Consider the following 24,340-nt stretch of genomic DNA (forward strand, 5'->3'; position numbering starts at 1 on the left):
GAGCCGGTCATTCCGGTACGACCGAGATCCCACACAGGAGCCCTGAGACATGTCCGAAACCAGCCGGCTGGACGATTCGTTCCACGTCTTCGACACCACCCTGCGCGACGGCGCCCAGCGGGAGGGCATCAACCTCACCGTCGCCGACAAGCTGGCCATCGCCCGCCACCTGGACGACTTCGGCGTGGGCTTCATCGAGGGCGGCTGGCCCGGGGCGAACCCCCGCGACACCGAGTTCTTCGCCCGCGCCAAGGACGAGATCGACTTCCGCAACGCCCGGCTGGTCGCCTTCGGCGCCACCCGCCGCGCCGGTGCCAAGGCCGCCGAGGACCCGCAGGTCAGGGCGCTGCTGGAGTCCGGCGCCGAGGTGATCACCCTGGTCGCCAAGTCGCACGACCGGCATGTGGAGCTGGCGCTGCGCACCACCCTGGAGGAGAACCTGGAGATGGTGCGCGACACCGTCTCCCACCTGAGCGCCCAGGGCCGCCGCGTCTTCGTGGACTGCGAGCACTTCTTCGACGGCTACCGCGCCAACCCCGAGTACGCCAAGGCGGTCGTCCGCGCCGCCGCCGAGGCGGGCGCCGACGTCGTCGTGCTGTGCGACACCAACGGCGGGATGCTGCCCGCCCAGGTCCAGGCGGTCGTCGCCACCGTCCTCGCCGACACCGGCGCGCGCCTCGGCATCCACGCCCAGGACGACACCGGCTGCGCGGTCGCCAACACCCTGGCCGCCGTCGACGCGGGCGCCACTCATGTGCAGTGCACCGCCAACGGCTACGGCGAGCGGGTCGGCAACGCCAACCTCTTCCCGGTCGTCGCCGCCCTGGAGCTCAAGTACGGCAAGCAGGTGCTCCCCGAGGGGCGGCTGCGCGAGATGACCCGGATCTCGCACGCCATCGCCGAGGTCGTCAACCTGACGCCCTCCACCCACCAGCCCTACGTCGGCCTGTCCGCCTTCGCCCACAAGGCCGGCCTGCACGCCTCCGCGATCAAGGTCGACCCCGACCTCTACCAGCACATCGACCCCGAGCGCGTCGGCAACACCATGCGCATGCTGGTCTCCGACATGGCCGGGCGCGCCTCCATCGAGCTGAAGGGCAAGGAGCTCGGCATCGACCTCGGCGGCGACCGCGAGCTGGTCGGCCGGGTCGTGGAGCGGGTCAAGGAACACGAGCTGAAGGGCTACACCTACGAGGCCGCCGACGCCAGCTTCGAGCTGCTGCTGCGCGCGGAGGTGCAGGGCAGCCCGCTGAAGTACTTCGACGTGGAGTCCTGGCGGGCCATCGTCGAGGACCGCCCCGACGGCTCCCACGCCAACGAGGCCACCGTCAAGCTGTGGGCCAAGGGCGAGCGCATCGTCGCCACCGCCGAGGGCAACGGCCCGGTCAACGCCCTGGACCGGGCCCTGCGCGTCGCCCTGGAGAAGATCTATCCCCAGCTCGGCTCGCTCGAACTGGTCGACTACAAGGTCCGCATCCTGGAGGGCCGCCACGGCACCTCCTCCACCACCCGCGTGCTGATCTCCACCTCGGACGGCAAGGGCGAGTGGTCCACGGTCGGCGTCGCCGACAACGTCATCGCCGCCTCCTGGCAGGCCCTGGAGGACGCCTACACCTACGGCCTGCTGCGCGCCGCGGTGGACCCGGCCGCGTAGCAGCCGGGCGGGCGCCCGGCCCCGCGGGTCAGGGCGCCCGCCAGATGTTGTCGAAGGCCGCGTTCTCCACCCGCCGCCGCTGGCGGACGCCCTCCAGTTCGGTGACGGCGTCGCCCACGGCGGCCAGCACGGTCAGCGCGGTCTCGTCCTCGGGCTCGGCGGCGGGAGCGCCGTCGCCGGTGTCCGGCGTGACGCCGAGCGTGGCGGCCAGGGCGGTGAGGACCGGTTCGCGGGCGGCCCAGCGGTCGGCGGCCGAGCGCCGGTCGGCGCTGCCGTCGGCCGGTGTGGTCCGGTCCACCGGGCGGCTGGGCAGCCAGCGGTGCCGCCGGACGCTGGTGAGCTGGCCCTCCGCCTCCAGTACGGCGGTGTAGCCCTCGGCCAGCCCGCGCCCGCGCCGCCACAGCCAGTCCTCGACGCTCTCGTACGGCTCCTCGCCCTGGACGCGGGTCGCCGCCTCGTCCAGGAGCGGGTCGCCGGACAGCGTGCGCGGACCCGGCCGCAGCCGGTCCCCGATCAGCAGCACCGCCCCGCCGGCCAGCAGATCGAGGAGTTCCGCGCCCGCCAGGGCGAGCGAGAGGTCCCCCTGCTCGACCGGATGGCCGCCGGGCACGTCCAGGGTGACGAACAGCAGATCGCGGGCGGTGCTCATGCCGGGCTCCCGGTGACAAGTCGGACAAGACGGTAGTCCGACGATACGTCACCGCGGAGGCTGTGTGTTCACGACCCGAAGGCGCAACGGTCCTTCTTTTCCCGTGCGTTGCCTGTGTACCGGTTGGGGCGTGAAGTCTTGACGGAATGACATGTCCCCCTTTAACTCACGCTGTGATCTAAGCCCTGAGCCGAGCGTTCGGCCCCGAGCCGGGTGTTCGGCCCCGAGCCGGGCGTCCAGTCCCGAGCCGAGCGTTCAGCGACGTGTCGGAACAGCCCTGGAAGACCCTGGAACAGTCCGGATACCGAGGGAAGGTCCATGCGAAGAACCGCCCTGCTCGCCTCCGCAGCCCTGCTCACCGCACTGCTGCCGCTCGGCGCGGCCGGTGCCGCCGCCGGCGCGGACGACCCCGCTCCCGTGCCCGTCGACCGCTTCGAGGGCGAGGTGCCCTTCGCGAGCCAGCCCGCCGAGGGCATCTTCACCTGGGGCGGCGACAGCGACGACGCCCCCGCTCTCCGCCTCGCCGAGCGCCCCGACGCCCCCGAGGGCGCCAAGGTGCTGGCCGGGACCTACGACATCAGCGGCTACGGCGGCTTCACCCACGACTACGCGGCCGACCGCCCCGCCCACGACTGGTCCGCGCACCGCGGCATCCGGCTCTGGTGGGAGGGCCACGCCACCGGCAGCAGGATCCCCTTCGAGATCAAGGACGGCGGCGCCGACGGCGAGGCGTCCGAGCTGTGGACCACGTCCTTCACGGACGACTTCACCGGCTGGAAGCAGATCGAACTGCCCTTCGCCGACTTCACCTACCGTACGGACTACCAGCCCGTCGGCGGCATCGACCACGTCCTGGGCCTCACCCAGATGTGGGGCTACGCCCTCACCCTGCCCACCGGCGCCAAGGGCGCCTTCGCGCTGGACGGCGTCGAACTGTACGGCCGCGCCGACCAGTCGCTGCGCGCCGCCGTCAGCACCGACGCGGCCGTCGTCCCGGTCACCGAGGGCGGCACGGCCGCCGTCCGCGTCACCGTCGCCACCACCGGCGCCGTCCCCCTCGACCAGCCCGTCACCGTCGCCTACACGACCGGCGAGGGCACCGCGACCCCCGGCAAGGACTACACCCCCGTCTCCGGCACCCTCACCTTCCCCGCGGGCACCGCCTCCGGCACCTCCCGCACGGTCCGCGTGAGCACCCTGAAGGACCGCTTCGCCGAAGCGGCCGAGACCATCCCGCTCCAGCTCACCGTCACCGGCGCCAAGGCCCCCGCCGAGACACCGCGGATCGTCGTGGACGCGCACGGGCTGCCCTACCTGGACAGCCGCCTGCCGGTGAAGAAGCGGGTCGCGGACCTGGTCTCCCGGATGTCCCTGGCGGAGAAGGCCGGGCAGATGACCCAGGCCGAGCGCGGCGCCATGTCCGCGCCCGGCGACATCGCCTCCTACGCCCTCGGCTCGCTGCTCTCCGGCGGCGGCTCGGTCCCCGAGCCCAACACGCCCGAAGCCTGGGCGAAGATGGTCGACGGCTTCCAGTTGCGCGCCCAGGCCACCCGCTTCCAGATCCCGCTGGTCTACGGCGTGGACGCGGTGCACGGCCACAACAACCTCGCCGGTGCCACGATCATGCCGCACAACATCGGCATCGGCGCCACCCGCGACCCCGCGCTCGCCGAGCGGACCGGCGCCGTCACGGCGTCCGAGGTGCGCGCCACCGGCGTCCCCTGGGACTTCGCGCCCTGCGTGTGCGTCACCCGCGACGAGCGCTGGGGCCGCTCCTACGAGTCCTACGGCGAGGACCCGGCCCTGGTGAAGTCCATGGAGACGGTCATCCAGGGCCTCCAGGGCCGCCCCGACGGCAGCGACCTGGACCGCGACGACAAGGTGCTGGCCACCGCCAAGCACTTCCTCGGCGACGGCGGCACCGCCTACGGCTCCTCCACCACCGGCACCTACACCCTGGACCAGGGCGTCACCGAGGTCACCCGCAAGCAGTTGGAGGACATCCACCTCGCGCCCTACCAGGACGCCGTGGACCGGGGCGTCGGCACCGTCATGCCGTCCTACTCCTCCCTCGACATCGAGGGCGACGGCAAGGGCGCCGTCAGGATGCACGCGCGCGGCGACATGATCAACGGCGTGCTCAAGGACCGCATGGGCTTCGACGGCTTCGTCATCAGCGACTACAACGCCCTCGACCAGCTCCCCGGCAGCTACCCGCAGCAGGTCACCGCGTCCGTGAACGCGGGCGTCGACATGATGATGGTGCCGTACAGCTACACCAGGTTCACCGCCGCCCTGACCGACGAGGTGAAGGCGGGCCGGATCAGCGGGAAGCGGATCGACGACGCCGTCTCGCGCATCCTGACCGAGAAGTTCCGCCTCGGCCTGTTCGAGCACCCCTACGCCGACACCCGCAACGCCTCCGCGATCGGCTCCGCCGCCCACCGCGACGTCGCCCGCCAGGCCGCCGCCGCCTCGCAGGTGCTGTTGAAGAACAGCGGGGACCTGCTCCCGCTGAAGAAGAACCAGAAGGTCTACGTCGCCGGGTCCAACGCCGACGACATCGGCAACCAGACCGGCGGCTGGACCATCAGCTGGCAGGGCTCCTCCGGGAACATCATCAAGGGGACCACGATCCTCCAGGGCATGCGGAACGCCGGCGGGGACGTCACCTACTCCAAGGACGCCTCCGCGCCCACCGGCGGCTACGACGCCGGGGTGGTCGTCGTCGGCGAGACCCCGTACGCCGAGGGCGTCGGCGATGTCGGCAACGGCCACGACCTGCGGCTCTCGGCCGCCGACCGGGCCGCCGTGGACAAGGTGTGCGCGGCCATGGAGTGCGCCGTGCTGATCGTCTCGGGCCGCCCCGAGCTGATCGGCGACCGGCTCGGCGCCATCGACGCGCTCGTCGCCTCCTGGCTGCCCGGCACCGAGGGCGACGGCGTCGCGGACGTGCTCTACGGCAGGCGGCCCTTCACCGGGCAGCTCCCGGTGACCTGGCCCAGGTCGGAGCAGCAGCTTCCGATCAACGTCGGGGACGCCTCCTACGATCCGCAGTTCCCCTACGGCTGGGGCCTGACCACCCTCAGGAAGGCGCCCGCCGGAGGCGCCCTCACCCTGCGGGCCCTCGGCCTCGCGGCGACCGTCGCCGAACACGCGCACGCCGCGAGGACGGGCCGCGAACTGGTCACCCAGGCCCGGCTGATCGTCCAGCAGCGGATCGCCGGACGCGGGATGACGGCGGCGGCCGCGGCGCCCTTCGCGGACGCCGACCACCTCCTGCTGACCGGCCGCTACGGCGCGGCGGTGGACCGCCTCGTGGCCGCCTACCGGGCGGCCTGACCGCCCCGCACACCGCTGGTGGGGGTGCACGGGAGGGCGCCCCCACCAGCCCGGACGACCCGCTTGTCATATTTCGGGTAGCTTCGAACCATGAAGGCCGTCGCCCCGCCCCGCGCCCCCGGCAGACTCCGGGCGGCACTGCTCGCGGCCCTCCTGGTCGCCCTGTCCTTCCTGGCCACGAGCGCGCCCCGGGCCGAGGCGGCCACCAGCGTCTCGGCCATCGCCCAGGCGCTGCGCAAGAGCCCCGTCTACGTCGACCCGGCCGCCGCCGCGCAACTGGGGTCCGCCGACGCCGACGCGCTCGCCCGCAAGATCAAGGACGCCGACCGGCCCCTGTTCATCGCCGTCCTCCCGGCCGGCTACCCCACCCAGAACCTCTTCGCCGACCTGCGCACCGCCACCGGCGTCACCGGCGCCTACGCCGTCCGCCTCGGCGACCGCTTCGACGCCCGCGCCGACGCCTCCGTGCTGCCCCGCACCGCCGTACGGAACCTGGTCACCAGCGTCCAGGGCGACGACACCGCGACCCAGCTCACCGACTTCACCGACCGCGCCCTGGCCAACCTGCGCGGCAGAGCGCCCGCCTCCTGGGGCGGCGACGGCCGCTCCGGGGGCATGTCGGGCACCGCCCTGGTCACGGTGGCGGCGGTCCTGGTCGCCGGCGGCGTCGGCGCGTACACCCTGGCCCGGCGCAGCTCCCGCCGCCGCGAGGCCGAGCAGCGCGCCGCCCTGGAGAAGCTGCGGGTCGTCGTCGACGAGGACATCACCGCGTTCGGCGAGGAACTGGACCGCCTGGACTTCCACCCGGCCGAGTCCGGCGCGGACGACGCCATGCGCGCCGACTACGAACGCGCCCTCGACGCCTACGAGCAGGCCAAGCAGTCCATGGCCGCCGCCCGCGGACCGGAGGACGTCCGCGCGGTCACCCGGGCGCTGGAGGACGGCCGCTTCTCCCTCGCCCTGCTCGCCGCCCGCCGCGAGCACCGCCCGCTGCCCGAGCGGCGCCCGCCCTGCTTCTTCGACCCGCGCCACGGCCCCTCGGTCACCGACGCCACCTGGACCCCGCCCGGCGGCGCACCGCGCCAGGTCCCGGTCTGCGCCGCCGACGCCACCCGCCTGGCCGACGGCCGCGACCCGGTGGTCCGCCAGGTCGACACCGACCAGGGCCGCCGCCCCTACTGGGACGCGGGCCCCGCCTACGGCCCCTGGGCGGGCGGCTACTTCGGCGGCGGCATCCTCCCCGGCCTCCTCGTCGGCACCGTCCTCGGCGGCATGCTGTCCACCCCGAGCTACGCCGCCGACTACGGCGACGGCGGCTTCGGCGGCTACACCGGCGGCGACGTCTCCGGCGCCGACTTCGACCCGGGCGACTTCGGCGGCGGCTTCGGAGACGGCGGCGGAGGCGGAGGCGGAGGGGACTTCGGGGGCGGGTTCTGAACTACACCTCGCGGGTACGGCCGACGAAGGCGGCCCAACTCGCGGGGGAGACGGTCAGGACGGGGCCGACGGGGGCGGCCTTGGAGTCACGGATGTGGATGGCGGAGGTATGGGCGGCGACCTCGACGCAGTTGCCGCCCTCGTCGCTGCTGTAGCTGGACTTGCGCCAGTCGTAGGAGACTTCGAGGCAGTCACCTCCCTGACTTCCGCTGTAGCTGGACTTGAACCACGCGGTCTTCATGACTCTCCTAGCAGTTCGTGCAAGAAGCGCACGCTCTCGTCGGGCGAGAGGGCTTGAGACCGCAGCATTCCATACTGAAGGTGGTAATCGCTCACCTCGTCGGGGTCCTCGACGAGGAAACTCGCCCGCTGGACCTCCAAGTAGACAAGACGCTCGTGGTCGGGCGTCTCCAGCAGCACCATGGGCCCGTCAAGGCAGGCATGCGGAGTCCGGTTGCCAGGCATGATCTGGAAGCTCATGTTGGTCGGCTCGGTGAACTCAAGGATCTTGCGGTACTGCTCCCGCATGATCTCCTCACTGCCCACGACCCGCCGCAGGATGCTCTCCTCCATGACGAAGTGCCCCACGGGCGGACGTGCTCGCTGCCAGATCAACTGTCGGTCCATGCGGGTGGTCACCCACTGCTCGGCCGTCTCGCTTTCCAGCGCTGGATAGCGGTAGTCGAAGACCGCTTGGCAGTAGTCCCGCGTCTGGAGCAGTCCTGGTACGGCAAGACTCTGATACGAGAGGATGCCCACCGCCACCTGCTCGTGATCCACCAGCCCCTGCGCGAACTGCACGATCCGGTCCCGTACGGGCAGGCGCTCCACAAGGACGGCCAACGCACCGCCCGTGCCCAGCAGCTCGTCGAACTGCTCCGCGCGGTCAGGCTGGAGGGCCAGGCGGCCCTGCTCGATGGATCCCACCGTGTCGACGTGGATGCTGGCGGCCTCCGCGAATTGCTCCTGGGTCATCCGGGCCCGCTTGCGGTAGTGGGCGACCAGTGATCCCACGGCCTGCCAGGTGCCGTTCTTTTTGCTTTTCGTCCCCGATTGCATGGGTCTTCCTTACCCCCGTGTGCACGCGCAGCGGTCGGAGTGGGGCCGTAGTAATCAGAACTACGACTTCACTCGTTGGTCCACAGTAGTGACACACGGTGACACTCGTCCCGTGAACGTGGAACTTCAACTCCCCCTGACCCGTAAGGCGTTCTACCGGCGGGACCGCAGGTCGGTGCGGCTCGCACGGCAGTTCGCGCAGGCCGTCCTCGCCGAGTGGGCGGCGCCCGTACGCGCCGACGACGTACAGCTCTGTGTGAGCGAACTGGCGACCAACGCGCTGCTGCACGGCGTACCGCCCGGCCGTGGCTTTCTGCTGCTGCTCGCGCTGCATCCGGGCGGCGCGCTGCGCGTGGAGGTGCACGACAGCGGGACGGGGGACGTCCGTGTGCCGGAGGCCTCGGCCGAGTCGGAGCGCGGCCGGGGCCTGATGCTGGTCGCCGCGCTGGCGGACAAGTGGGGGGTGGACGCGCGCTCGCCCGGCAAGATCGTGTGGTGCGAGTTCGCGGCGCCCCGCTGACCGGCGGCGCTCACATCCTCGTACCGAAGTCCTGGGTCCACCACGGTCCGCCGGGGCCGTCGTGGACGCCGACGCCGAGGTTCTTGAAGGAGCAGTTGAGGATGTTGGCGCGGTGGCCGGGGCTGTGCATCCAGGAGTCCATCACGGAGGCGGGGGTCTGCTGCCCCCTGGCTATGTTCTCGCCGTAGGTGGACCAGCGGTATCCGGCGGCCGTGATGCGGTCGCCGGGGTCCTTGCCGTCCGGGTTGGTGTGGTCGAAGAAGTCGCGCGCGGCCATGTCGTCGGAGTGGTCGCGGGCGGCGGTGTCCAGCTGGGAGTCCCCGGTGACGGGGCCGCAACCGGCCTTGGCGCGCTCCTGGTTGACCAGGGCGAGGACCTGGGCGACATCGCCCTGGGGCGCGGGCGGCTGGGCGTGGGTGGCGGGGGCGCTGTGCGTCGGCCGGGGCTGGTGCGCGGGCGCGGACGGGGTCCTGCTCCTCGGTGCCGCCGGGCTCTTGGAGGCGCCGGGGCTCTTGGAGGGGGAGGCCGAGGGGGACGCGGACGGGGACGGGGAGGCGGACGGCGAGGCCGAGGGGGAGGCGGCCGGGGTGCCGTCGAGCTGGGTGCCGGGTGCGGCCAGGTCGGTGACGGGCGTGGCGGGGCCCCGGGCCGTCGTACCGTCCTCGCCGCTGCCGCCGCCGAAGTACCAGATGCCGCCGCCCGCCACACAGGCGGCCACCACGGCGGCGGCCGTGCGCCGCCGGACGCGGCGACGGCGGCGGGCCGCGTCGCGCGCGCCCGCCCGGCCGCCGGGGGAGCGCCCGCCGGAGACGCGGTGCCGGGCGGCGGCCCGGCCGGTGGAGCCGGGGACGGCGGGCAGGGAGACGGTGGCGGCCGCCGGGTCGAGGGGAGCGGCCGCGCCCACGGGCGCGGCGTCGATGGCGGGGCCGGCCAGCCGCAGCAGGGCCACCGGCACCGGGACCAGCGCCAGCCCGGCCAGCAGCCCTTCGGCGGGCATCAGACCGCTCCACAGCCCGGCGCAGTGCGCGCACGCGCGCGCGTGGCGGGCGATGCGCTTGCGCCAGAGCGCGGAGGGGTGGCCGTCCCAGCCCGTGGCCAGCACGTCGTTGAGTTCGGCGCAGCGCGGCCGGGCGTCGAGCGCCCGTACGACCACCCGGGCGGCCTCCAACTGCGCCTTCATCCGCTGGACGCGGACCGCCGTGTGCTCCGGGGAGAGCTTCAGGGCCGCCGCGACCTCGGTGCGGGTCAGCTCCCCGGCGCACTCCAGCCACCACAGGGACAGCAGCGCCCGGTCGTCGGGCTCCAGCCAGCGGGTGGCCCGCGCGGTCTCCTGGCGCTGCCCGGACAACTGGAGCCGCAGCATGGTCAGATCCACGAAGTCACCGCCGGGACCGGCGACCTCGCCCGCGTCCTCCACGGCGTACGGCGCGGCCTGCCGGTCCTGCCAGTGCGCCCGCACCCGGTTCATGGCGATCGCCACCAGCCAGGACCGGAAGCTGCCCGGATCCCGCAGCCCGTCCAGCCCGTCCAGCGCCCGCAGCATGGTGTCCTGCACGACGTCGTCGACGTCCACCGAGCCGTTCAGCGCCCGGCCCACGATGTTGTAGACCAGCGGCAGATAGGCGCCGACCAGGGCGTCCTGAGCCGCCGGGTCGCCCCCGCGGGCAGCGGCCACGAGCGCCGCCGTGTCCACCGAGTGCTGTGTGCTCATACGAGAACTACCCCGTCCCTTGACGTCGGTCGATGATGTCCGATGCCTGGGAGACCGGGGAGACGGGGTCGCATAACAGTTCTTCGGAGAAAAGTTCGCCCGCGAGGAGAATCCGTCCGCGAGGATGCTGCGATGCCCTCCGCGTCCTCTGCGTCCTCTGCGTCTTCCGGGTCCTCCTCGCCGCTCGCCGAAGCGTGGCTGCGCGGCATCGCCGTCAACCCGTCGGCCGGGCCCGGCGTCCAGCTCCGCCTGCTGCGGTCGGCCGTGCGGGCCGCCTGGGAGCCGCTGTGCGAGCACGGCGATCTGCCGCAGGCCGTCGTGGAGGCGGTGCTCGCGCACCCGTCGCCACAGGTCCGGGGCGCGTTCGCCCGCAACCACCGGGCCGACCCGGTGCACCGCGGACGGCTGGCCCATGACCCGGACGCGCTGGTGCGCGCCCGGCTCGCCGGCGGCCCGCGGCCCCGCTCCGACCGGGTCGTCCCGCTTCCCGACGACGCGCTGGTGACCCTGCTCACCGCCGAGGACGGACCCGGTGACGACCCGCTCGTCACGGCGGACGAGATCAGGCAGGAGCTGGCGTTCTCCGGGCAGATCCCCCCGTCGTTCCCGCACCGGATGACCGGCCACGACCGGAGCGAGCTGCGCGCGTACGCCGCCGGGTACTGGCAGTGGCTCACCCCCGCCGAGCGGGAGACCCTCCGCGCCGACCCCGACCCCGCCGTACGGGAGGCCGCGCGCTTGAGGCGCCGTGACGAGGATCCCGAGGCCATGCAGGCGGACCTGCCCGACCAGGACTGCCTGCCCCGGAGAACGCTCCTGTACAGCTGCGCCGTCTCGGCGGCGGTGGCCGAGGCGTGTCTGGCGGCCGGACGGGACCTCACGTCGCTGGCGCACAACCGGTACACGCCCGCCTTCGCGGTCCAGCGGCTGGCCCGCCACCCCGACCCGGAGGTCCGCGTCCACGTGGCCGCGCGCGCCGACCTCGGTCCCGGGCTGCTGGCCGCGCTCGCCGAGGATCCCGACGAGAGGGTGCGGCTGCGGGCCAGGACGCATCCGTTGCCGCGCACCTGGGCCCAGCGCGACGCCCTCGACCGGGTCATCGGCTGCGGTGCCGATCAGATCGGCGTGGTCGCCCGGTCGTTCGGGGAGCCGGACCCGGGTTGGTACGCCGACTGCGCCGCGTCCGGTGATCCGCTGCTCCGCCGGGCCGCGGCGAGCCGGCCGGACCTGCCCGCCGACGCGGCGGAGCGCCTCGCCGCCGACCCCGACCCGGACGTACGGCACCTGCTGGCCTGCAACCACCCGGCCGCGCCGCCGGAACTGCTCCTCGAAGCGTTCCTCGCCCTGCCCCGGCAGCGGGCCCACCTGCGCACGCTGCCCCGGCTGCCGCGCACCGGCCTGCGGCACCTGCTCGGCCACGCGGACGCAGAGGTGCGGGCCCTGGCCGCGGGCGATCCGACACTGGAGGAACCGCCTGTGAGGCTGCTGGACGATCCCGATGCCGCCGTCCGCCGGGCGGCGGCCGCCAACCCCCGGCTGCCCGGGGACCTGCTCGCGCGGCTCCTGGAGGACCCGGCCACCGCCGAGGACGCGGCGGCCAACGCGGCGCTGACCGACACCCGGCTGCACGCACTGCTCGACCGGGCCGGGGTGCCGGAAGGGGCCGCCGCCGGGTGAGGCCCGGTGAGAAGGGCGGCGGCGGCCCGCTGGGCGGGCGCCCGGTTCAGGACTGCTTGATCGCCGAGATGTCGAAGTTGAGCTTGATCTTGTCGGAGACCAGGACGCCGCCCGTCTCCAGGGCCGCGTTCCAGGTCAGGCCCCACTCGGAGCGCAGGATCTCGGCCTTGCCCTCGAAGCCGACGCGCTCGTTGCCGAAGGGGTCCTTGGCGGCGCCGTTGAACTCCAGGTCGATGCTGATCGGCTTGGTGACGCCGAGGATGCTCAGGTCGCCGGTGATCCGGTAGTCGTCGCCGCCCAGGGACTCGGCGGCGGTGGAGCGGAAGGTCATCGCGGGGAACTCGTCGGTCTTGAAGAAGTCCGCGCTCTTCAGGTGCCCGTCGCGGTCCGCGTTGCCCGTGTCGATGCTGTCCATCGCGATGTCGAGCGTCGCCGTCGACTTCGCCGGGTCGGCGCCGTCCAGGTGCAGGCTGCCGGTGAAGTCGTTGAAGGCGCCCTTCACGTTGGTGACCATGGCGTGCCGTGCGACGAACCCGAGCGTGCTGTGCGACGGGTCGATCGTGTAGTCGCCGGTCAGCGCCGCGAGCCGCGGGTCCGCGGCGGCGGCCGGAGCGGCGGTGGTCGCGGCGGTGGTGGTCTCGGTCTCGTTCTTGCGGCCGAAGATGCCCATGATCTGCTCCCTGGGGACGGTGGTCACCCGGCACCGAGGGGGAGTGCCGAGGATGTTGAATGTTCAACCAGAACCAACAAGGGCGACAGTAGCGCCATTCCGTTCAACATTCAACCTCTTGGGCGGGGAGTGTTGACGCCCGCCCCCGCCCGCGGCTAACCAGGCCCCATGACGAAGCATCAGCAAGGGACCCCCGCCCGCGGAGCCTTCGTACGCCCCACCCGCCGCGGCCTCCTCGCCGCCGCCCTCCTCGCCGCCACCACCGGCACCACGGCCCTCACCGGCCGGGCCGCCGCCGCGCCCGCCGACCCCGCCGACCCCGCCGACCCCTACGAGGCCCTGCGGCTGCGCTGGCTCGGCATCGCGCTCGGCACCGGCTACGACCCGGCCGCCGAGCCCTACGCCGCGCGGCTCGCCGACACCGGCCGGCTCGCCCGCGGCTTCGCCGCCGCCATGGCCCCCGCCCCCGCCTCCCTCTGGCCCGGCCTGCCCTTCGACCCGCCCTCCGGCATCACCGCGAGCTACGGCAGGCTCTGGACGATGGCCCAGGCGTACGTCCAGCCGGGCACCGGCGCCACCGGCGACCCGGCCCTCCTCGCGGACGTGCTGCGCGGCCTCGACCACCTCTCCGCCACCGTCTACCACCCCGCCACCGCCCCCTACGGCAACTGGTGGGAGTGGCAGATCGGCAGCCCGCGCCTGCTCATGGACCTCACGGCCGCCCTGTACGGACAGCTCGGCGCCGCGCGGACCGCCGCCGCCTGCGCCGCCGTCGACCACTTCGTCCCGGACGCCCTGCTGCACGACTACTCCGGCACCTCCACCGGCGCCAACCGCGTCGACCTGTGCCGCTCCGTCGCCCTGCGCGGCGTCCTCGGCCGCGCCCCGGAGAAGATCGCCCTCGCCCGCGACGCCCTCTCGCCCGTCTTCCCGTACGTCACCACCGGCGACGGCCTCTACGCCGACGGCTCCTTCGTCCAGCACACCTACGTCGCCTACTCGGGCACGTACGGACAGGTCATGCTCGACGGGCTCGGCCGGCTCCTCGCCCTGCTGGCCGGATCCGCCTGGGAGGTCACCGACCCGCTGAGGCAGAACGTCCTGGACGGCGTCGAGCACGCCTACGCCCCGCTGATCCACGACGGACTGGTGATGGACAGCGTCAACGGCCGCGCGATCAGCCGCGGCCTGCTCAGCGGCGACGACCGGCACGTCCTGCGCGGCGACCACTTCCACGGACAGCAGCTCATCGCCGCCATCGCCCTGCTCGCCGACGGCGCGAGCCGCGCCGAGCGCGCGCGCTGGCACGCGCGGGTGAAGGGCTGGATCCAACGGGACACCGTCACCCCGATCCTGACCGCGCCCCAGTTCGACGTCGCCGACCTGGCCCGGCTGCACACGGTCGCCGCCTCGCCCGTGGCCGCCGCGCCCGAACCGCTCGGCCACCGGCTCTTCCCCGCCATGGACCGGGCCGTCCACCGCCACCCCCGCTTCACCGCGGCCCTCTCCCTGTGCAGCGACCGCATCGCCGCCTACGAGTGCGGCAACGGCGAGAACCCGCGCGGCTGGCACACCGGCGCGGGCATGCTCCAGTGGTGGGCGGCGGGCGAGCCCACCGACCAGTACACGGACTGGTTCTGGCCCACCGTCGACTGGTACCGGCTGCCCGGTACCACCGTCTCCACCCGGCGCCTGCCCGACCGCGCGGGCGGCGAATGGGGCGCCGCCCGGCCCGACGCGCGCTGGGTCGGCGGCACCACGGACGGCACGTACGCGGCGATCGGCCAGCATCTGAAGGGGGTCGGCTCCACCCTCCGGGCCCGCAGGTCCTGGGTCTTCGCCGGTGACGCCGTCATCTGCCTGGGCGCCGGGATCACCTGCGCCGACGGGGTGCCCGTCGAGACCGTCGTCGACAACCGCAACCTCGGCGAGGGCGGCACCCAGGCGTTCGTCCGGGGGGCGGGCCGTGGAGCGCGCTGGGCCCACCTGGAGGGCCACGGCGGCTGGGTGTTCCCCGACCCCGGCCCCGACCCCGGCCCCGACCCCGGCCCCGACCCCGGCCCCGGCCCCGGCCCCGGCCCCGGCTCCGGCTCCGGCCACGGTCCCGGCCGCCCCGTGCTGCGCACCCTGCGCGAGGACCGCACCGGCGCCTGGGCCGACATCAACACCACCAGCTCGCCCGAGCGCCGCACCCGCCGCTGGCAGACCCTCTGGCTCGACCACGGCACCGACCCGGCCGACGCCTCCTACACCTACCTCCTGCTGCCCGGCGCCTCCCGCCGCACCGTCGCCGCGCGCGCCGCCGACCGGCACTGGACGACCGTCCTCGCCAACGACGCCGTCCGCCAGGCCGTCGCCGTGCCCTCGCTGGGGCTGCTCGCCGCCACGTTCTGGCAGGCCGGTACGGTGGGACCGCTGACCGCGTCCGGCGGCGCCGGTGTGCTGGTGCGGCACGACCGCCGTACCGCTACCGCTAGGCTCTGTGTCAGCGAGCCGCCGCGCACCGGCGAACCGCTGGAGATCGTCTGGGACACCCGGCACCACCCGGTGCGCCGGGTGCTGCGGGCCGACGACTCGGTCGAGGTGACCGGGCGGGGCCCCCATCTGGGTCTGCGTGTCACTCCGGGGAAGGCATGTGCCACCCACGAATGTGAGGTGGCTCTCGTCCCCTGACTTTGTGTGACCTCTACAACGCCGATCCCCTGTGAGCAGTCGGAAAGGCTGCACAGGGCTGAGGTTCTGTTCAGTGGTACCAGGAAAACGGGCCGGAGACTGTACGGAGTCGACGGCTCGCTTTCCTTGGTGTCCTTCGTAAGGTCGCTACATGACCGTTTTGGAAGAGACGACGGGTGAGCCCACCGGCGAGCCGACGGACGCGCGCGGACGGGTCGCCGAACTGCACGGGATCCGTGCGCAGGCCGTGGCGGGGCCGAGCGAGAAGGCGACCGCGGCGCAGCATGCGAAGGGCAAGCTGACGGCGCGGGAGCGGATCGAGCTGCTGGTGGACCCGGGGTCGTTCCAGGAGGTCGAGCAGTTGCGCCGGCACCGGGCGTCCGGTTTCGGTCTGGAGGCGAAGAAGCCGTACACGGACGGTGTGATCACCGGCTGGGGGACGGTGGAGGGCCGTACGGTCTTCGTGTACGCGCACGACTTCCGGATCTTCGGGGGTGCGCTGGGCGAGGCGCATGCGACGAAGATCCACAAGATCATGGACATGGCCATCGCGGCCGGTGCGCCGCTGGTGTCGCTGAACGACGGTGCGGGCGCGCGGATCCAGGAGGGTGTCTCGGCGCTGGCCGGGTACGGCGGGATCTTCCAGCGGAACACGAAGGCGTCGGGTGTCATCCCGCAGATCTCGGTGATGCTGGGCCCCGTGTGCGGGTGGTGCGGCCTACAGTCCGGCGCTGACGGACTTCGTGTTCATGGTCCGTGAGACCTCCCAGATGTTCATCACGGGTCCGGACGTCGTCAAGGCGGTCACGGGCGAGGAGATCACGCAGAACGGACTGGGCGGCGCTGACGTGCACGCCGAGACGTCGGGTGTGTGCCACTTCGCCTACGACGACGAGGAGACCTGCATCGCGGAGGTCCGCTACCTCCTCTCCCTCCTCCCGCAGAACAACCGCGAGAACCCGCCGCAGGTCCCGACCGGGGACCCGGCCGACCGCCGCGCGGAGGCCCTGCTGGACCTCGTGCCGCTCGACGGCAACCGGCCGTACGACATGACCAAGGTCATCGAGGAGATCGTCGACGACGGCGAGTACCTGGAGGTCCACGAGCGCTGGGCGCGGAACATCATCTGCGCGCTCGCCCGGATGGACGGCCACGCGGTCGGCATCGTCGCCAACCAGCCCCAGGTGCTGGCGGGCGTGCTGGACATCGAGGCCAGCGAGAAGGCCGCCCGGTTCGTGCAGATGTGCGACGCCTTCAACATCCCGATCATCACGCTCCTCGACGTCCCCCCGGCTTCCTGCCGGGTGTCGACCAGGAGCACGGCGGGATCATCCGGCACGGTGCGAAGCTGCTGTACGCCTACTGCAACGCCACGGTGCCGCGGATCTCGCTGATCCTGCGCAAGGCGTACGGAGGTGCGTACATCGTGATGGACTCCCAGTCGATCGGCGCCGACCTGACGTACGCCTGGCCGACCAACGAGATCGCGGTGATGGGCGCCGAGGGCGCGGCCAACGTCATCTTCCGCCGCCAGATCGCCGACGCGCCCGACCCCGAGGCCATGCGCGCGCGCATGGTCAAGGAGTACAAGGCCGAGCTGATGCACCCGTACTACGCCGCCGAGCGCGGTCTCGTCGACGACGTCATCGACCCGGCCGAGACCCGGGAGGTGCTGGCCAGGTCCCTCGCGATGCTGCACACCAAGCACGCCGACCTGCCCTCCCGCAAGCACGGCAACCCGCCGCAGTAGGCGCGGCAACCGCCGTAACCCGGCGGACGCACCGCGGTCACCCCGCGGACCCCTCAGCCACGGAGACTGACACCCATGGACATGCCTGACATCCGCGTCGAGAAGGGCCACGCAGAGCCCGAGGAAGTCGCCGCCCTGACGGCCATACTCCTGGCCCGCGCGGCGGCCCGCCCCGCGGACACCTCCCTGACCCGGCACGACCGGCACAAGGCCCGCTGGCGGCGCCTGGAGCGCGAGAACGGCTTCCACGCCCCGCACAGCTGGCGCGGCTAGGACCGGCTGCCGGGCCTCCGGGCCGCCGGACGGGCCGGACCCGCCGAAGATCGCCGAAGGGCCCCTCTCCTTTGCGGGGAGGGGCCCTTCGGCATGTCCGGGGCGGGCTACCGCAGGCGGGCCATCAGCGCGTGTTCGACCAGCGTGATCAGCGCCGACTTGGCGTCCGCGCGGTGGCGGGCGTCGGTGGTGATGATCGGGGTGTCGGGACCGATCTGAAGGGCCTCGCGGACCTCGTCCGGGTTGTACGGCTGCTGGCCGTCGAAGCCGTTGAGGGCGATGACGAACGGCAGTCCGCTGTTCTCGAAGTAGTCGACCGCCGGGAAGCAGTCGGCGAGCCTGCGGGTGTCGACCAGGACGACCGCGCCGATGGCGCCGCGCACCAGGTCGTCCCACATGAACCAGAACCGGTCCTGGCCGGGCGTGCCGAACAGGTACAGGATCAGGTCCTGGTCCAGGGTGATGCGGCCGAAGTCCATGGCCACCGTCGTGGTGGTCTTGTCCCCGGTGTGGGTGAGGTCGTCGATGCCCGCCGACGCGGATGTCATGACGGCCTCTGTGCGCAGCGGGTTGATCTCCGAAACGGCGCCGACGAACGTGGTCTTGCCCACGCCGAAGCCGCCCGCCACCACGATCTTCGCGGAAGTGGTGGAGCGACTTGGAGAAACCGGCCCTCCGCTAGAGCTTGCGAAGTCCACTGAGCACCCTTTCGAGCAGTGTCACGTCTGGCTGGCCGCCGGCGTTCTCGTCGCCGCCGGGCTGATGGATGGCGACCAGGCCCGCCTCCGCCAAGTCGGCGACGAGAATCCTGGCCACGCCGAGAGGAATCGTCAGGAGGGCCGAGATCTCGGCCACCGACTTGATCTCGCGGCACAGATGGCAGATCCGCTGATGCTCGGGCAACTGGCCCTGCATCTGGTGCGGTTGCGCGGTGGTGTGCACCAGGGCCTCGATGGCGAGCTGGTAACGCGGCCTGGTGCGGCCGCCCGTCATGGCGTACGGGCGGACCAGCGGGTTGTTCTGCGACGCCGGTGCGGGCATCGGCTCGGGGGAGTGCCACTGCGGCTGCACGGGCTGGATGCGCGGCGCCGGCGGCTGGTCGTACGGCGAAGGGCCGGGGCCCTGCGGGGCGTACGGCTGCCGGTGCTGCGGAGCGGAGGGGTAGGCGTACGGGTCGACCGGGCCGTTGCCGTGTCCCTGGGCGGGACCGTACGACCAGTTGCCCGAAGCCGGACCACCTGGGTGTGTTGCCACTCTTACTCCTCCTCCGACTGCGCCGGGCACCCCACAGAGTGGAAGCCGCGTCCCGAAACCTTACGGCCCCGGGACACCGATACGCACCGTACGTCCTTCAGTTGAGAAGGCTTCCCTGGAGCTCCGCACGGAGATCCGGGGTGAGGACCGTACCCGCGCGGTCCACGAGAAGGGCCATTTCGTACCCGACGAGACCGATGTCCGCTTCCGGGTGGGCGAGGACGGCAAGGGACGATCCGTCGGAGATGGACATGATGAAGAGGAACCCCCGCTCCATCTCCACAACCGTCTGGTTCACGCTGCCGCCCTCGAAGATGCGCGAGGCACCGGCGGTCAGCGAGGTCAGACCGGAGGCGACGGCCGCGAGCTGGTCGGCACGGTCGCGGGGAAAGCCTTCGGACATCGCCAGAAGGAGTCCGTCGGCGGAGACCACCACGGTGTGGGACACCCCGGGGGTGTTGTCCACGAAGTTGGTGATCAACCAGTTCAGGTTCTGTGCCGCCTGGCTCATCGGGCTCACACTAACGCTCCTGGTTGTAGGTGCTGTCAGGACCACTGTGTTCATTCCTTGTGGCCTGGCCGTTCTTTTCACTGCCCGCGCTGCGTCCCCGCTGCACGCCCTGGCGCAGGTTGCTCAACCTGCCCCGGACGTCCTCGGGGGCGCGGGAGACCTGTGGGCCGCCCTGCGGGGTCGATTCCGCGGTGCCCTCGACCAGGTTGGCCTTGGGCACCCGCCGCGGCAGACCGGAGGAGGTGACCCCGCCCGCCTTGGGCTTCTTGAGCTGTGAGGCCTGCTGCCACCGCTCGTCGTTCGCCGAACGCCAGCCGCTGCCACCGCCGTTGCCGTTGCTCTCCGCGTCCGGGGCCGACGCCTGGCGGGGCACGGGCCCCGAGCCGTTCGCGGCGCCCGCGGTGGAACCGCGGCGCGGCAGTCCGGCGTCTGTCAGTGCGTGTCCCGCCCCCGCGTCCGCGTCCGGCTCCGGCAGGTCGAAGCCCGCGTGCTCGGCCCCGGGCGCCTCGGCGGTCCGCGCGGCGTCCGCCTCCGCCTGTGGAGCGTACTGCTCCGGACAGCCGTTCGGGTAGCCGTCCGGCTGCGGCCAGTCGTCCTGGTAGGACTGCTGCGGGTACGCCTGCTGCTCCTGGTACCCGGCGTACGCGTCGGCCGGGTAGCCGCCGTTCCGGGTCGGGGCACCCTCGGGCGCGTAGTACGCCTGCTGCTCGTACGGCTGCGGCTGGTCGTACCCCTGCTGCTCGTACGTCTGCTGGTCCGGGGCGTACGCGGCGGGCTGGTCGTAGCCGGGCTGCTGCTGCGGGTACGGCGCCGGGCCGGTGCCGTACGGCTGCTGCTGCCCGGTGGGCTCCTGCGGGTAGGCGGCGGGCGCCTCGGCGGTCGGCGGGCCGTCCTGCGGCTGGGACTCCGGGGTGGCGTGGCGCTCCTCGCGCTTGAGCGAGCGGCCGACCGGGTCCAGTTCCCGGATGTCGTCGGGGACCTCGGCGTAGCGGCTGTCGTCGAAGCCGAGTTCGGCGGCCGTGCGCAGCGGCGGCCGGCCGTCCGTGCCCTGGCCCCGCTGCTCCTGGAACTGCTGCTCGGGGATGATCTGCGGAACGGTGAACTCGTCGCCGCCCACGCCCTGTTCGGCGCTGCCGCCGTGGGTGATGGCGTCCGGGAGCATGACCAGCGAGGTGGTGCCCGCCTGCTCACCCGAGGGGCGCAGCTGGACGCGGACACCGTGCCGGTCCGCGAGCCGGCCGACCACGAACAGGCCCATGCGCTGGGAGATCGCCACGTCCACGGTGGGCGGGTTGGCGAGCTTGTGGTTGATGTCCGCGAAGTCCTCGGCGGTCAGACCGATGCCCTTGTCGTGGATCTCCACCATGATCCGGCCGTCGGGCAGCCGGGTCGCGGTGACCCGGACCTTGGTCTGCGGCGAGGAGAAGGTGGTGGCGTTCTCCAGCAGCTCGGCCAGCAGGTGCACCAGGTCGGTGACCGCGCGGCCGTGGATCTCGGCCTCGGGGACGCCGGACATCTCGATGCGCTCGTACTGCTCCACCTCGGAGGACGCGGCCCGCAGCACGTCGACCAGCGGGACCGGCTGGTCCCACCGGCGGCCGGGCTCCTCGCCCGCGAGGACCAGCAGGTTCTCGCCGTTGCGGCGCATCCGGGTCGCCAGGTGGTCCAGCCGGAAGAGGTTCTCCAGCTGGTCCGGGTCGGCCTCGTTGTTCTCCAGGTCGGTGATCAGGGTCAGCTGGCCCTCGATCAGCGACTGGTTGCGGCGCGAGAGGTTGGTGAAGATCGCGTTGATGTTGCCCCGCAGCAGGGCCTGCTCGGCGGCGAGCCGGACCGCCTCGCGGTGCACCTGGTCGAAGGCGCGGGCGACCTCGCCGATCTCGTCGGTGGACGTGATCGGGATGGGCGCGACCCGGGTGTCGACCCGGCCGGGGTCGCTGCGCGAGAGCTGGTCGACCAGCATCGGCAGGCGCTGCTCGGCGATGCCGAAGGCGGCGTTGCGCAGCCGGCGCATCGACCGGCTCATCTGGCGGGCCACCAGGCCGGCCAGGAGGAAGGCGGCGAGCAGCGCGACCACGACGGCGGCGCCGGTGACGAACGCCGACCGCTTGGCGTCGGCGGCGATGCCGGACGCCTCGTCCACCGCGTTGTCGGCCATGTCCGACTCGATCTTGCGGTACGCGTCGAACTTGAGGGTGTTCACGGCCCACCAGTTCTGCGCGGTGGTGCCCTTGCCCGCCAGCGCCTGGCGCTCGGACGCCTCGGTGCCCTTCAGCGTGGCGAGGGCCGTGACCATCTTCTGCGGGTCGGACGGCGGGGCCACGTAGTCCGGGTCCTTCGCCTTGGCCTCCTCGGCCATCGCCGCCGCCTTGGACCGGACCTCCTGGTTCTGCGCGTCCAGCGTGTCCGCGTCCGCCTGGGTGCCGCCGCCGAGGTACTCCTTGAGGGCGATGTTCTCCAGATAGGCGTAGGAGGACAGGGCGATGCGCTGGCTGGCCAGGTTGCCGCCGTCCGGGCCGGGCGCGATCAGCAGGTGCATACCGATGGAACGTTCCAGCGACAGCGCGGACTGCGTCAGCGACATCGCGTAGACCGTGCGGCCGTAGGAGGTGATGTTGCCGGTGCCCAGGCCCAGCTCGTTGGCGAACTCCATCAGCGGGTGCGCGACCTGGACGTAGCCCTCCTCGGTCTGCACGCCGTTGAGCCTGGAGGTGTAGGCGGCGGCGCGCAGCGACTCCAGCTGCGGCTCGGCCTCCCGGAACAGCTTCAGGCGGCGCTCCAGGCCGGCCTTGTGCGGCATGCTCTTCGCGGCCTGGTCGAAGGCGTCCGCCGCCCGGTCGGTGAGGCCGCGGGCCTGGACGACGGCCGCGTCCTTCTGGCCCTTGCCCTGGAGCAGCGGAGCGGCGGTGGTGTCCCGCTCGTTGTACAGGGCGTTGGCGTAGGTGAGGGAGGCGCGCACCAGACGTGCGGTGTGCTCGGCGTCCTGGGCGTCCTGCCAGGTGTCGATCGAGCTCTTGACCTGGAAACCGCCCATGACCAGGCCGACCAGCACGGGTATCAGCAGGATCGCGTTCAGCCGGGCGGGCACCCGCCAGTTGCGGGGGGAGAGGCGGCCGCCGGCCGGCGCGGGTGCGGCGCCAGGCTCGGCCGCGGGCACATGCGTGGGCGCAGCGCCGCGCGGCGGCGGGGTGAAGTTGCCCCGGGCCGACGGCTCAGGACCGTTCTTGCTTCGCCTCACTCGACCAACAACCTCTCGGCGGTCGGCACCTACGTTGTGCCGCAGTGTCTCAGAGCCCCGTCCGCCGTGGACGGACATCAGGACCACTCGGTACGGCTCAGCGCGTCCTCACTGAGCGGTACGTCGTCGGTCATGGGGCAGTTCAGGCATTCCAGCACGCCGACATGCGCTCTTCCAAACAGTGGAAAGCACCGATTGAGAGTGATGTAAGTCCCAGATAAAACGGTCATAAAGAACGAGCCGCGCCAAAAAGCGGGGCTCCCGTGCGCACAGCGACACCGAATGTGCGCGACGCGTTGCGCCACCACCCGATTCTTCTGCCGAAACGTTATGAACGCCGAGGCCGGCCGTGTCCCACGACACAGCCGGCTCCGGTACGCCTACGGCAACTGCCGTACGGCCTTGCCTACTTGGATGCTAGGCGAAAGGTGCTGCCGGTGTCACCGCAACCGGGCCATCAGCGCGTGCTCGACCAGCGTGATCAGCGCCGACTTGGCGTCGGTGCGGTGCCGGGCGTCGGTGGTGATGATCGGCGCGTCCGGACCGATCTGGAGCGCCTCGCGGACCTCGTCCGGCGTGTACGGCTGCTGGCCGTCGAAGCCGTTGAGGGCGATGACGAACGGCAGCCCGCTGTTCTCGAAGTAGTCGACCGCCGGGAAGCAGTCGGCCAGGCGCCGGGTGTCCACCAGGACGACCGCGCCGATGGCGCCGCGCACCAGGTCGTCCCACATGAACCAGAACCGGTCCTGGCCGGGCGTGCCGAACAGGTACAGGATCAGGTCCTGGTCGAGCGTGATGCGGCCGAAGTCCATGGCCACCGTCGTGGTGGTCTTGTCCCCGGTGTGCGTGAGGTCGTCGATGCCCGCCGACGCGGACGTCATCACGGCCTCGGTACGCAGCGGGTTGATCTCCGAGACGGCACCGACGAAGGTCGTCTTGCCGACGCCGAAGCCGCCCGCCACCACGATCTTCGCGGAGGTGGTCGCCCGGCCCCCGTCAGAGCTTGCGAAGTCCACTGAGCACCCTTTCGAGCAGCGTCACATCCGGTGCGCCACCGTTGTTCTCGTCGCCGCCCGGCTGGTGGATGGCCACCAGCCCGGCTTCGGCCAGGTCCGCGACGAGGATCCGCGCCACGCCCAGCGGCATCGCCAGGAGCGCCGACACCTCGGCCACGGATTTCACCTCGCGGCACAGATGGCAGATCCGCTGGTGCTCCGGGAGCAGTCCCATCAGCGCTGCCGGGTCGGCCGTGGTGCTGATCAGCGCCTCGATGGCGAGCTGGTAGCGCGGCCGGGTCCGGCCGCCGGTCATCGCGTACGGACGAACCAGCGGCTGGTCGCCCTCGTCCCCGTACGGCTCGGCGTACGGATCATGATGGGCGGTGGGCGGGGTCATGAATCCTCCGGGCGGGACAGCAAGTCGGTCGGGCGAGCCGTCGGACGAGGCCGGTGGGGGGATTGTGTCGGCCGGACGGTGATGTGGTGACGCGGGTGGTGCCGGGGCCGGTCAGTGGAGCAGACTGCCCTGTAGTTCAGCGCGCAGGTCGGGCGTGAGGACGGCCCCCGCGCGGTCGACGAGCAGCGCCATCTCGTAGCCGACGAGGCCGATGTCGCACTCCGGGTGGGCCAGTACCGCGAGGGACGACCCGTCCGAGACGGACATGAGGAACAGGAAGCCGCGCTCCATCTCCACGACCGTCTGTGCCACGCTGCCGCCCTCGAAGATGCGCGAGGCACCGGCGGTCAGCGAGGTCAGACCGGAGGCGACGGCCGCGAGCTGGTCCGCGCGGTCCCGCGGAAAGCCTTCGGACATGGCCAGAAGGAGTCCGTCGGCGGAGACCACCACGGTGTGGGACACCCCCGGGGTGTTGTCCACGAAGTTGGTGATCAACCAGTTGAGGTTCTGTGCCGCCTGGCTCATCGGGC

The 24,340-nt window shown here is 72.4% G+C and carries 19 protein-coding genes and 1 pseudogene; 8 read left to right on the forward strand and 12 right to left on the reverse strand.

Translation table 11 applies throughout. The features are described 5' to 3' along the window. Positions 1-49 precede the first annotated feature (49 nt). Positions 50-1,654, forward strand: a complete 1,605-nt coding sequence (cimA, locus tag R4Z62_RS24060) for a citramalate synthase (protein ID WP_491520861.1) — start codon at positions 50-52, stop codon at positions 1,652-1,654. 28 nt (positions 1,655-1,682) lie between these two features. Here cimA and R4Z62_RS24065 read toward each other — a convergent pair whose 3' ends face one another. Further along, positions 1,683-2,303 (reverse strand): GOLPH3/VPS74 family protein, encoded by a 621-nt coding sequence (locus tag R4Z62_RS24065; protein WP_064535420.1) that lies wholly within the window; start codon positions 2,301-2,303, stop codon positions 1,683-1,685. Between the two features lie 318 nt (positions 2,304-2,621). On the opposite strand from R4Z62_RS24065, the gene R4Z62_RS24070 reads away from it, so the two are divergent. After that, entirely contained in the window at positions 2,622-5,645 is a 3,024-nt protein-coding gene (locus R4Z62_RS24070) for a glycoside hydrolase family 3 protein (protein WP_491520862.1), read from the forward strand. A gap of 90 nt (positions 5,646-5,735) precedes the next feature. Continuing rightward, complete coding sequence (locus R4Z62_RS24075; RefSeq protein ID WP_491520863.1) at positions 5,736-7,082, forward strand: hypothetical protein; 1,347 nt, start codon at positions 5,736-5,738, stop codon at positions 7,080-7,082. 1 nt (position 7,083) lies between these two features. Here the strand turns inward: R4Z62_RS24075 and R4Z62_RS24080 are convergent, their stop codons facing one another. Both R4Z62_RS24080 and R4Z62_RS24085 read right to left on the reverse strand, forming a co-directional pair. Further along, positions 7,084-7,323, reverse strand: a complete 240-nt coding sequence (locus R4Z62_RS24080; protein WP_064535423.1) for a DUF397 domain-containing protein — start codon at positions 7,321-7,323, stop codon at positions 7,084-7,086. Next, positions 7,320-8,141, reverse strand: a complete 822-nt coding sequence (locus R4Z62_RS24085; protein WP_064535424.1) for a helix-turn-helix domain-containing protein — start codon at positions 8,139-8,141, stop codon at positions 7,320-7,322. Before R4Z62_RS24085 ends, R4Z62_RS24080 begins: the two co-directional genes overlap by 4 nt. A gap of 112 nt (positions 8,142-8,253) precedes the next feature. Here R4Z62_RS24085 and R4Z62_RS24090 point away from each other — a divergent pair, with 112 nt between their 5' ends. Then, positions 8,254-8,661, forward strand: coding sequence for an ATP-binding protein (locus R4Z62_RS24090; protein WP_491520864.1), 408 nt, complete (start codon positions 8,254-8,256; stop codon positions 8,659-8,661). Between the two features lie 10 nt (positions 8,662-8,671). Here R4Z62_RS24090 and R4Z62_RS24095 read toward each other — a convergent pair whose 3' ends face one another. Continuing rightward, positions 8,672-10,372 carry a sigma-70 family RNA polymerase sigma factor gene (locus tag R4Z62_RS24095; protein ID WP_491520865.1) on the reverse strand — a complete coding sequence of 567 codons (1,701 nt, stop codon included), beginning with the start codon at positions 10,370-10,372 and terminating at the stop codon, positions 8,672-8,674. A 132-nt stretch (positions 10,373-10,504) separates the two neighbouring features. On the opposite strand from R4Z62_RS24095, the gene R4Z62_RS24100 reads away from it, so the two are divergent. Then, positions 10,505-12,049, forward strand: coding sequence for a hypothetical protein (locus tag R4Z62_RS24100; protein ID WP_491520866.1), 1,545 nt, complete (start codon positions 10,505-10,507; stop codon positions 12,047-12,049). A 46-nt stretch (positions 12,050-12,095) separates the two neighbouring features. Here the strand turns inward: R4Z62_RS24100 and R4Z62_RS24105 are convergent, their stop codons facing one another. Then, the gene (locus tag R4Z62_RS24105) at positions 12,096-12,719 is read right to left on the reverse strand and encodes a YceI family protein (RefSeq protein WP_382848210.1); all 624 of its coding nucleotides are present in this window, start codon (positions 12,717-12,719) and stop codon (positions 12,096-12,098) included. A 168-nt stretch (positions 12,720-12,887) separates the two neighbouring features. On the opposite strand from R4Z62_RS24105, the gene R4Z62_RS24110 reads away from it, so the two are divergent. The 3 genes and pseudogenes from R4Z62_RS24110 to R4Z62_RS24120 all read left to right on the forward strand — a co-directional run bounded on the left by R4Z62_RS24110 (position 12,888) and on the right by R4Z62_RS24120 (position 17,415). Next, a complete protein-coding gene (locus R4Z62_RS24110; protein ID WP_491520867.1) occupies positions 12,888-15,392 on the forward strand; it encodes a polysaccharide lyase 8 family protein in 2,505 nt (834 codons plus the stop codon). A gap of 151 nt (positions 15,393-15,543) precedes the next feature. Beyond that, positions 15,544-17,142: pseudogene (locus R4Z62_RS24115) on the forward strand (acyl-CoA carboxylase subunit beta). A 75-nt stretch (positions 17,143-17,217) separates the two neighbouring features. After that, positions 17,218-17,415, forward strand: a complete 198-nt coding sequence (locus R4Z62_RS24120; protein WP_018567890.1) for an acyl-CoA carboxylase epsilon subunit — start codon at positions 17,218-17,220, stop codon at positions 17,413-17,415. A gap of 107 nt (positions 17,416-17,522) precedes the next feature. On the opposite strand, the gene R4Z62_RS24125 is transcribed toward R4Z62_RS24120, so the two are convergent. From R4Z62_RS24125 to R4Z62_RS24155, 7 genes are all read right to left on the reverse strand, one after another. After that, entirely contained in the window at positions 17,523-18,113 is a 591-nt protein-coding gene (locus R4Z62_RS24125; protein ID WP_026252548.1) for a GTP-binding protein, read from the reverse strand. Further along, positions 18,094-18,669 carry a DUF742 domain-containing protein gene (locus tag R4Z62_RS24130; protein ID WP_064535431.1) on the reverse strand — a complete coding sequence of 192 codons (576 nt, stop codon included), beginning with the start codon at positions 18,667-18,669 and terminating at the stop codon, positions 18,094-18,096. The genes R4Z62_RS24125 and R4Z62_RS24130 overlap by 20 nt, the downstream gene beginning before the upstream one ends. 97 nt (positions 18,670-18,766) lie before the next feature. Next, positions 18,767-19,180, reverse strand: coding sequence for a roadblock/LC7 domain-containing protein (locus R4Z62_RS24135; RefSeq protein WP_033321188.1), 414 nt, complete (start codon positions 19,178-19,180; stop codon positions 18,767-18,769). A 10-nt stretch (positions 19,181-19,190) separates the two neighbouring features. Further along, positions 19,191-22,415, reverse strand: coding sequence for a nitrate- and nitrite sensing domain-containing protein (locus tag R4Z62_RS24140; RefSeq protein ID WP_385499343.1), 3,225 nt, complete (start codon positions 22,413-22,415; stop codon positions 19,191-19,193). A gap of 440 nt (positions 22,416-22,855) precedes the next feature. Continuing rightward, complete coding sequence (locus R4Z62_RS24145; RefSeq protein WP_037858010.1) at positions 22,856-23,431, reverse strand: GTP-binding protein; 576 nt, start codon at positions 23,429-23,431, stop codon at positions 22,856-22,858. After that, complete coding sequence (locus R4Z62_RS24150; RefSeq protein WP_009190816.1) at positions 23,412-23,810, reverse strand: DUF742 domain-containing protein; 399 nt, start codon at positions 23,808-23,810, stop codon at positions 23,412-23,414. Before R4Z62_RS24150 ends, R4Z62_RS24145 begins: the two co-directional genes overlap by 20 nt. 111 nt (positions 23,811-23,921) lie before the next feature. After that, complete coding sequence (locus R4Z62_RS24155) at positions 23,922-24,335, reverse strand: roadblock/LC7 domain-containing protein (protein ID WP_003993189.1); 414 nt, start codon at positions 24,333-24,335, stop codon at positions 23,922-23,924. Positions 24,336-24,340 lie beyond the last annotated feature (5 nt).

The organism is Streptomyces sp. PL-25 (assembly GCF_058344915.1).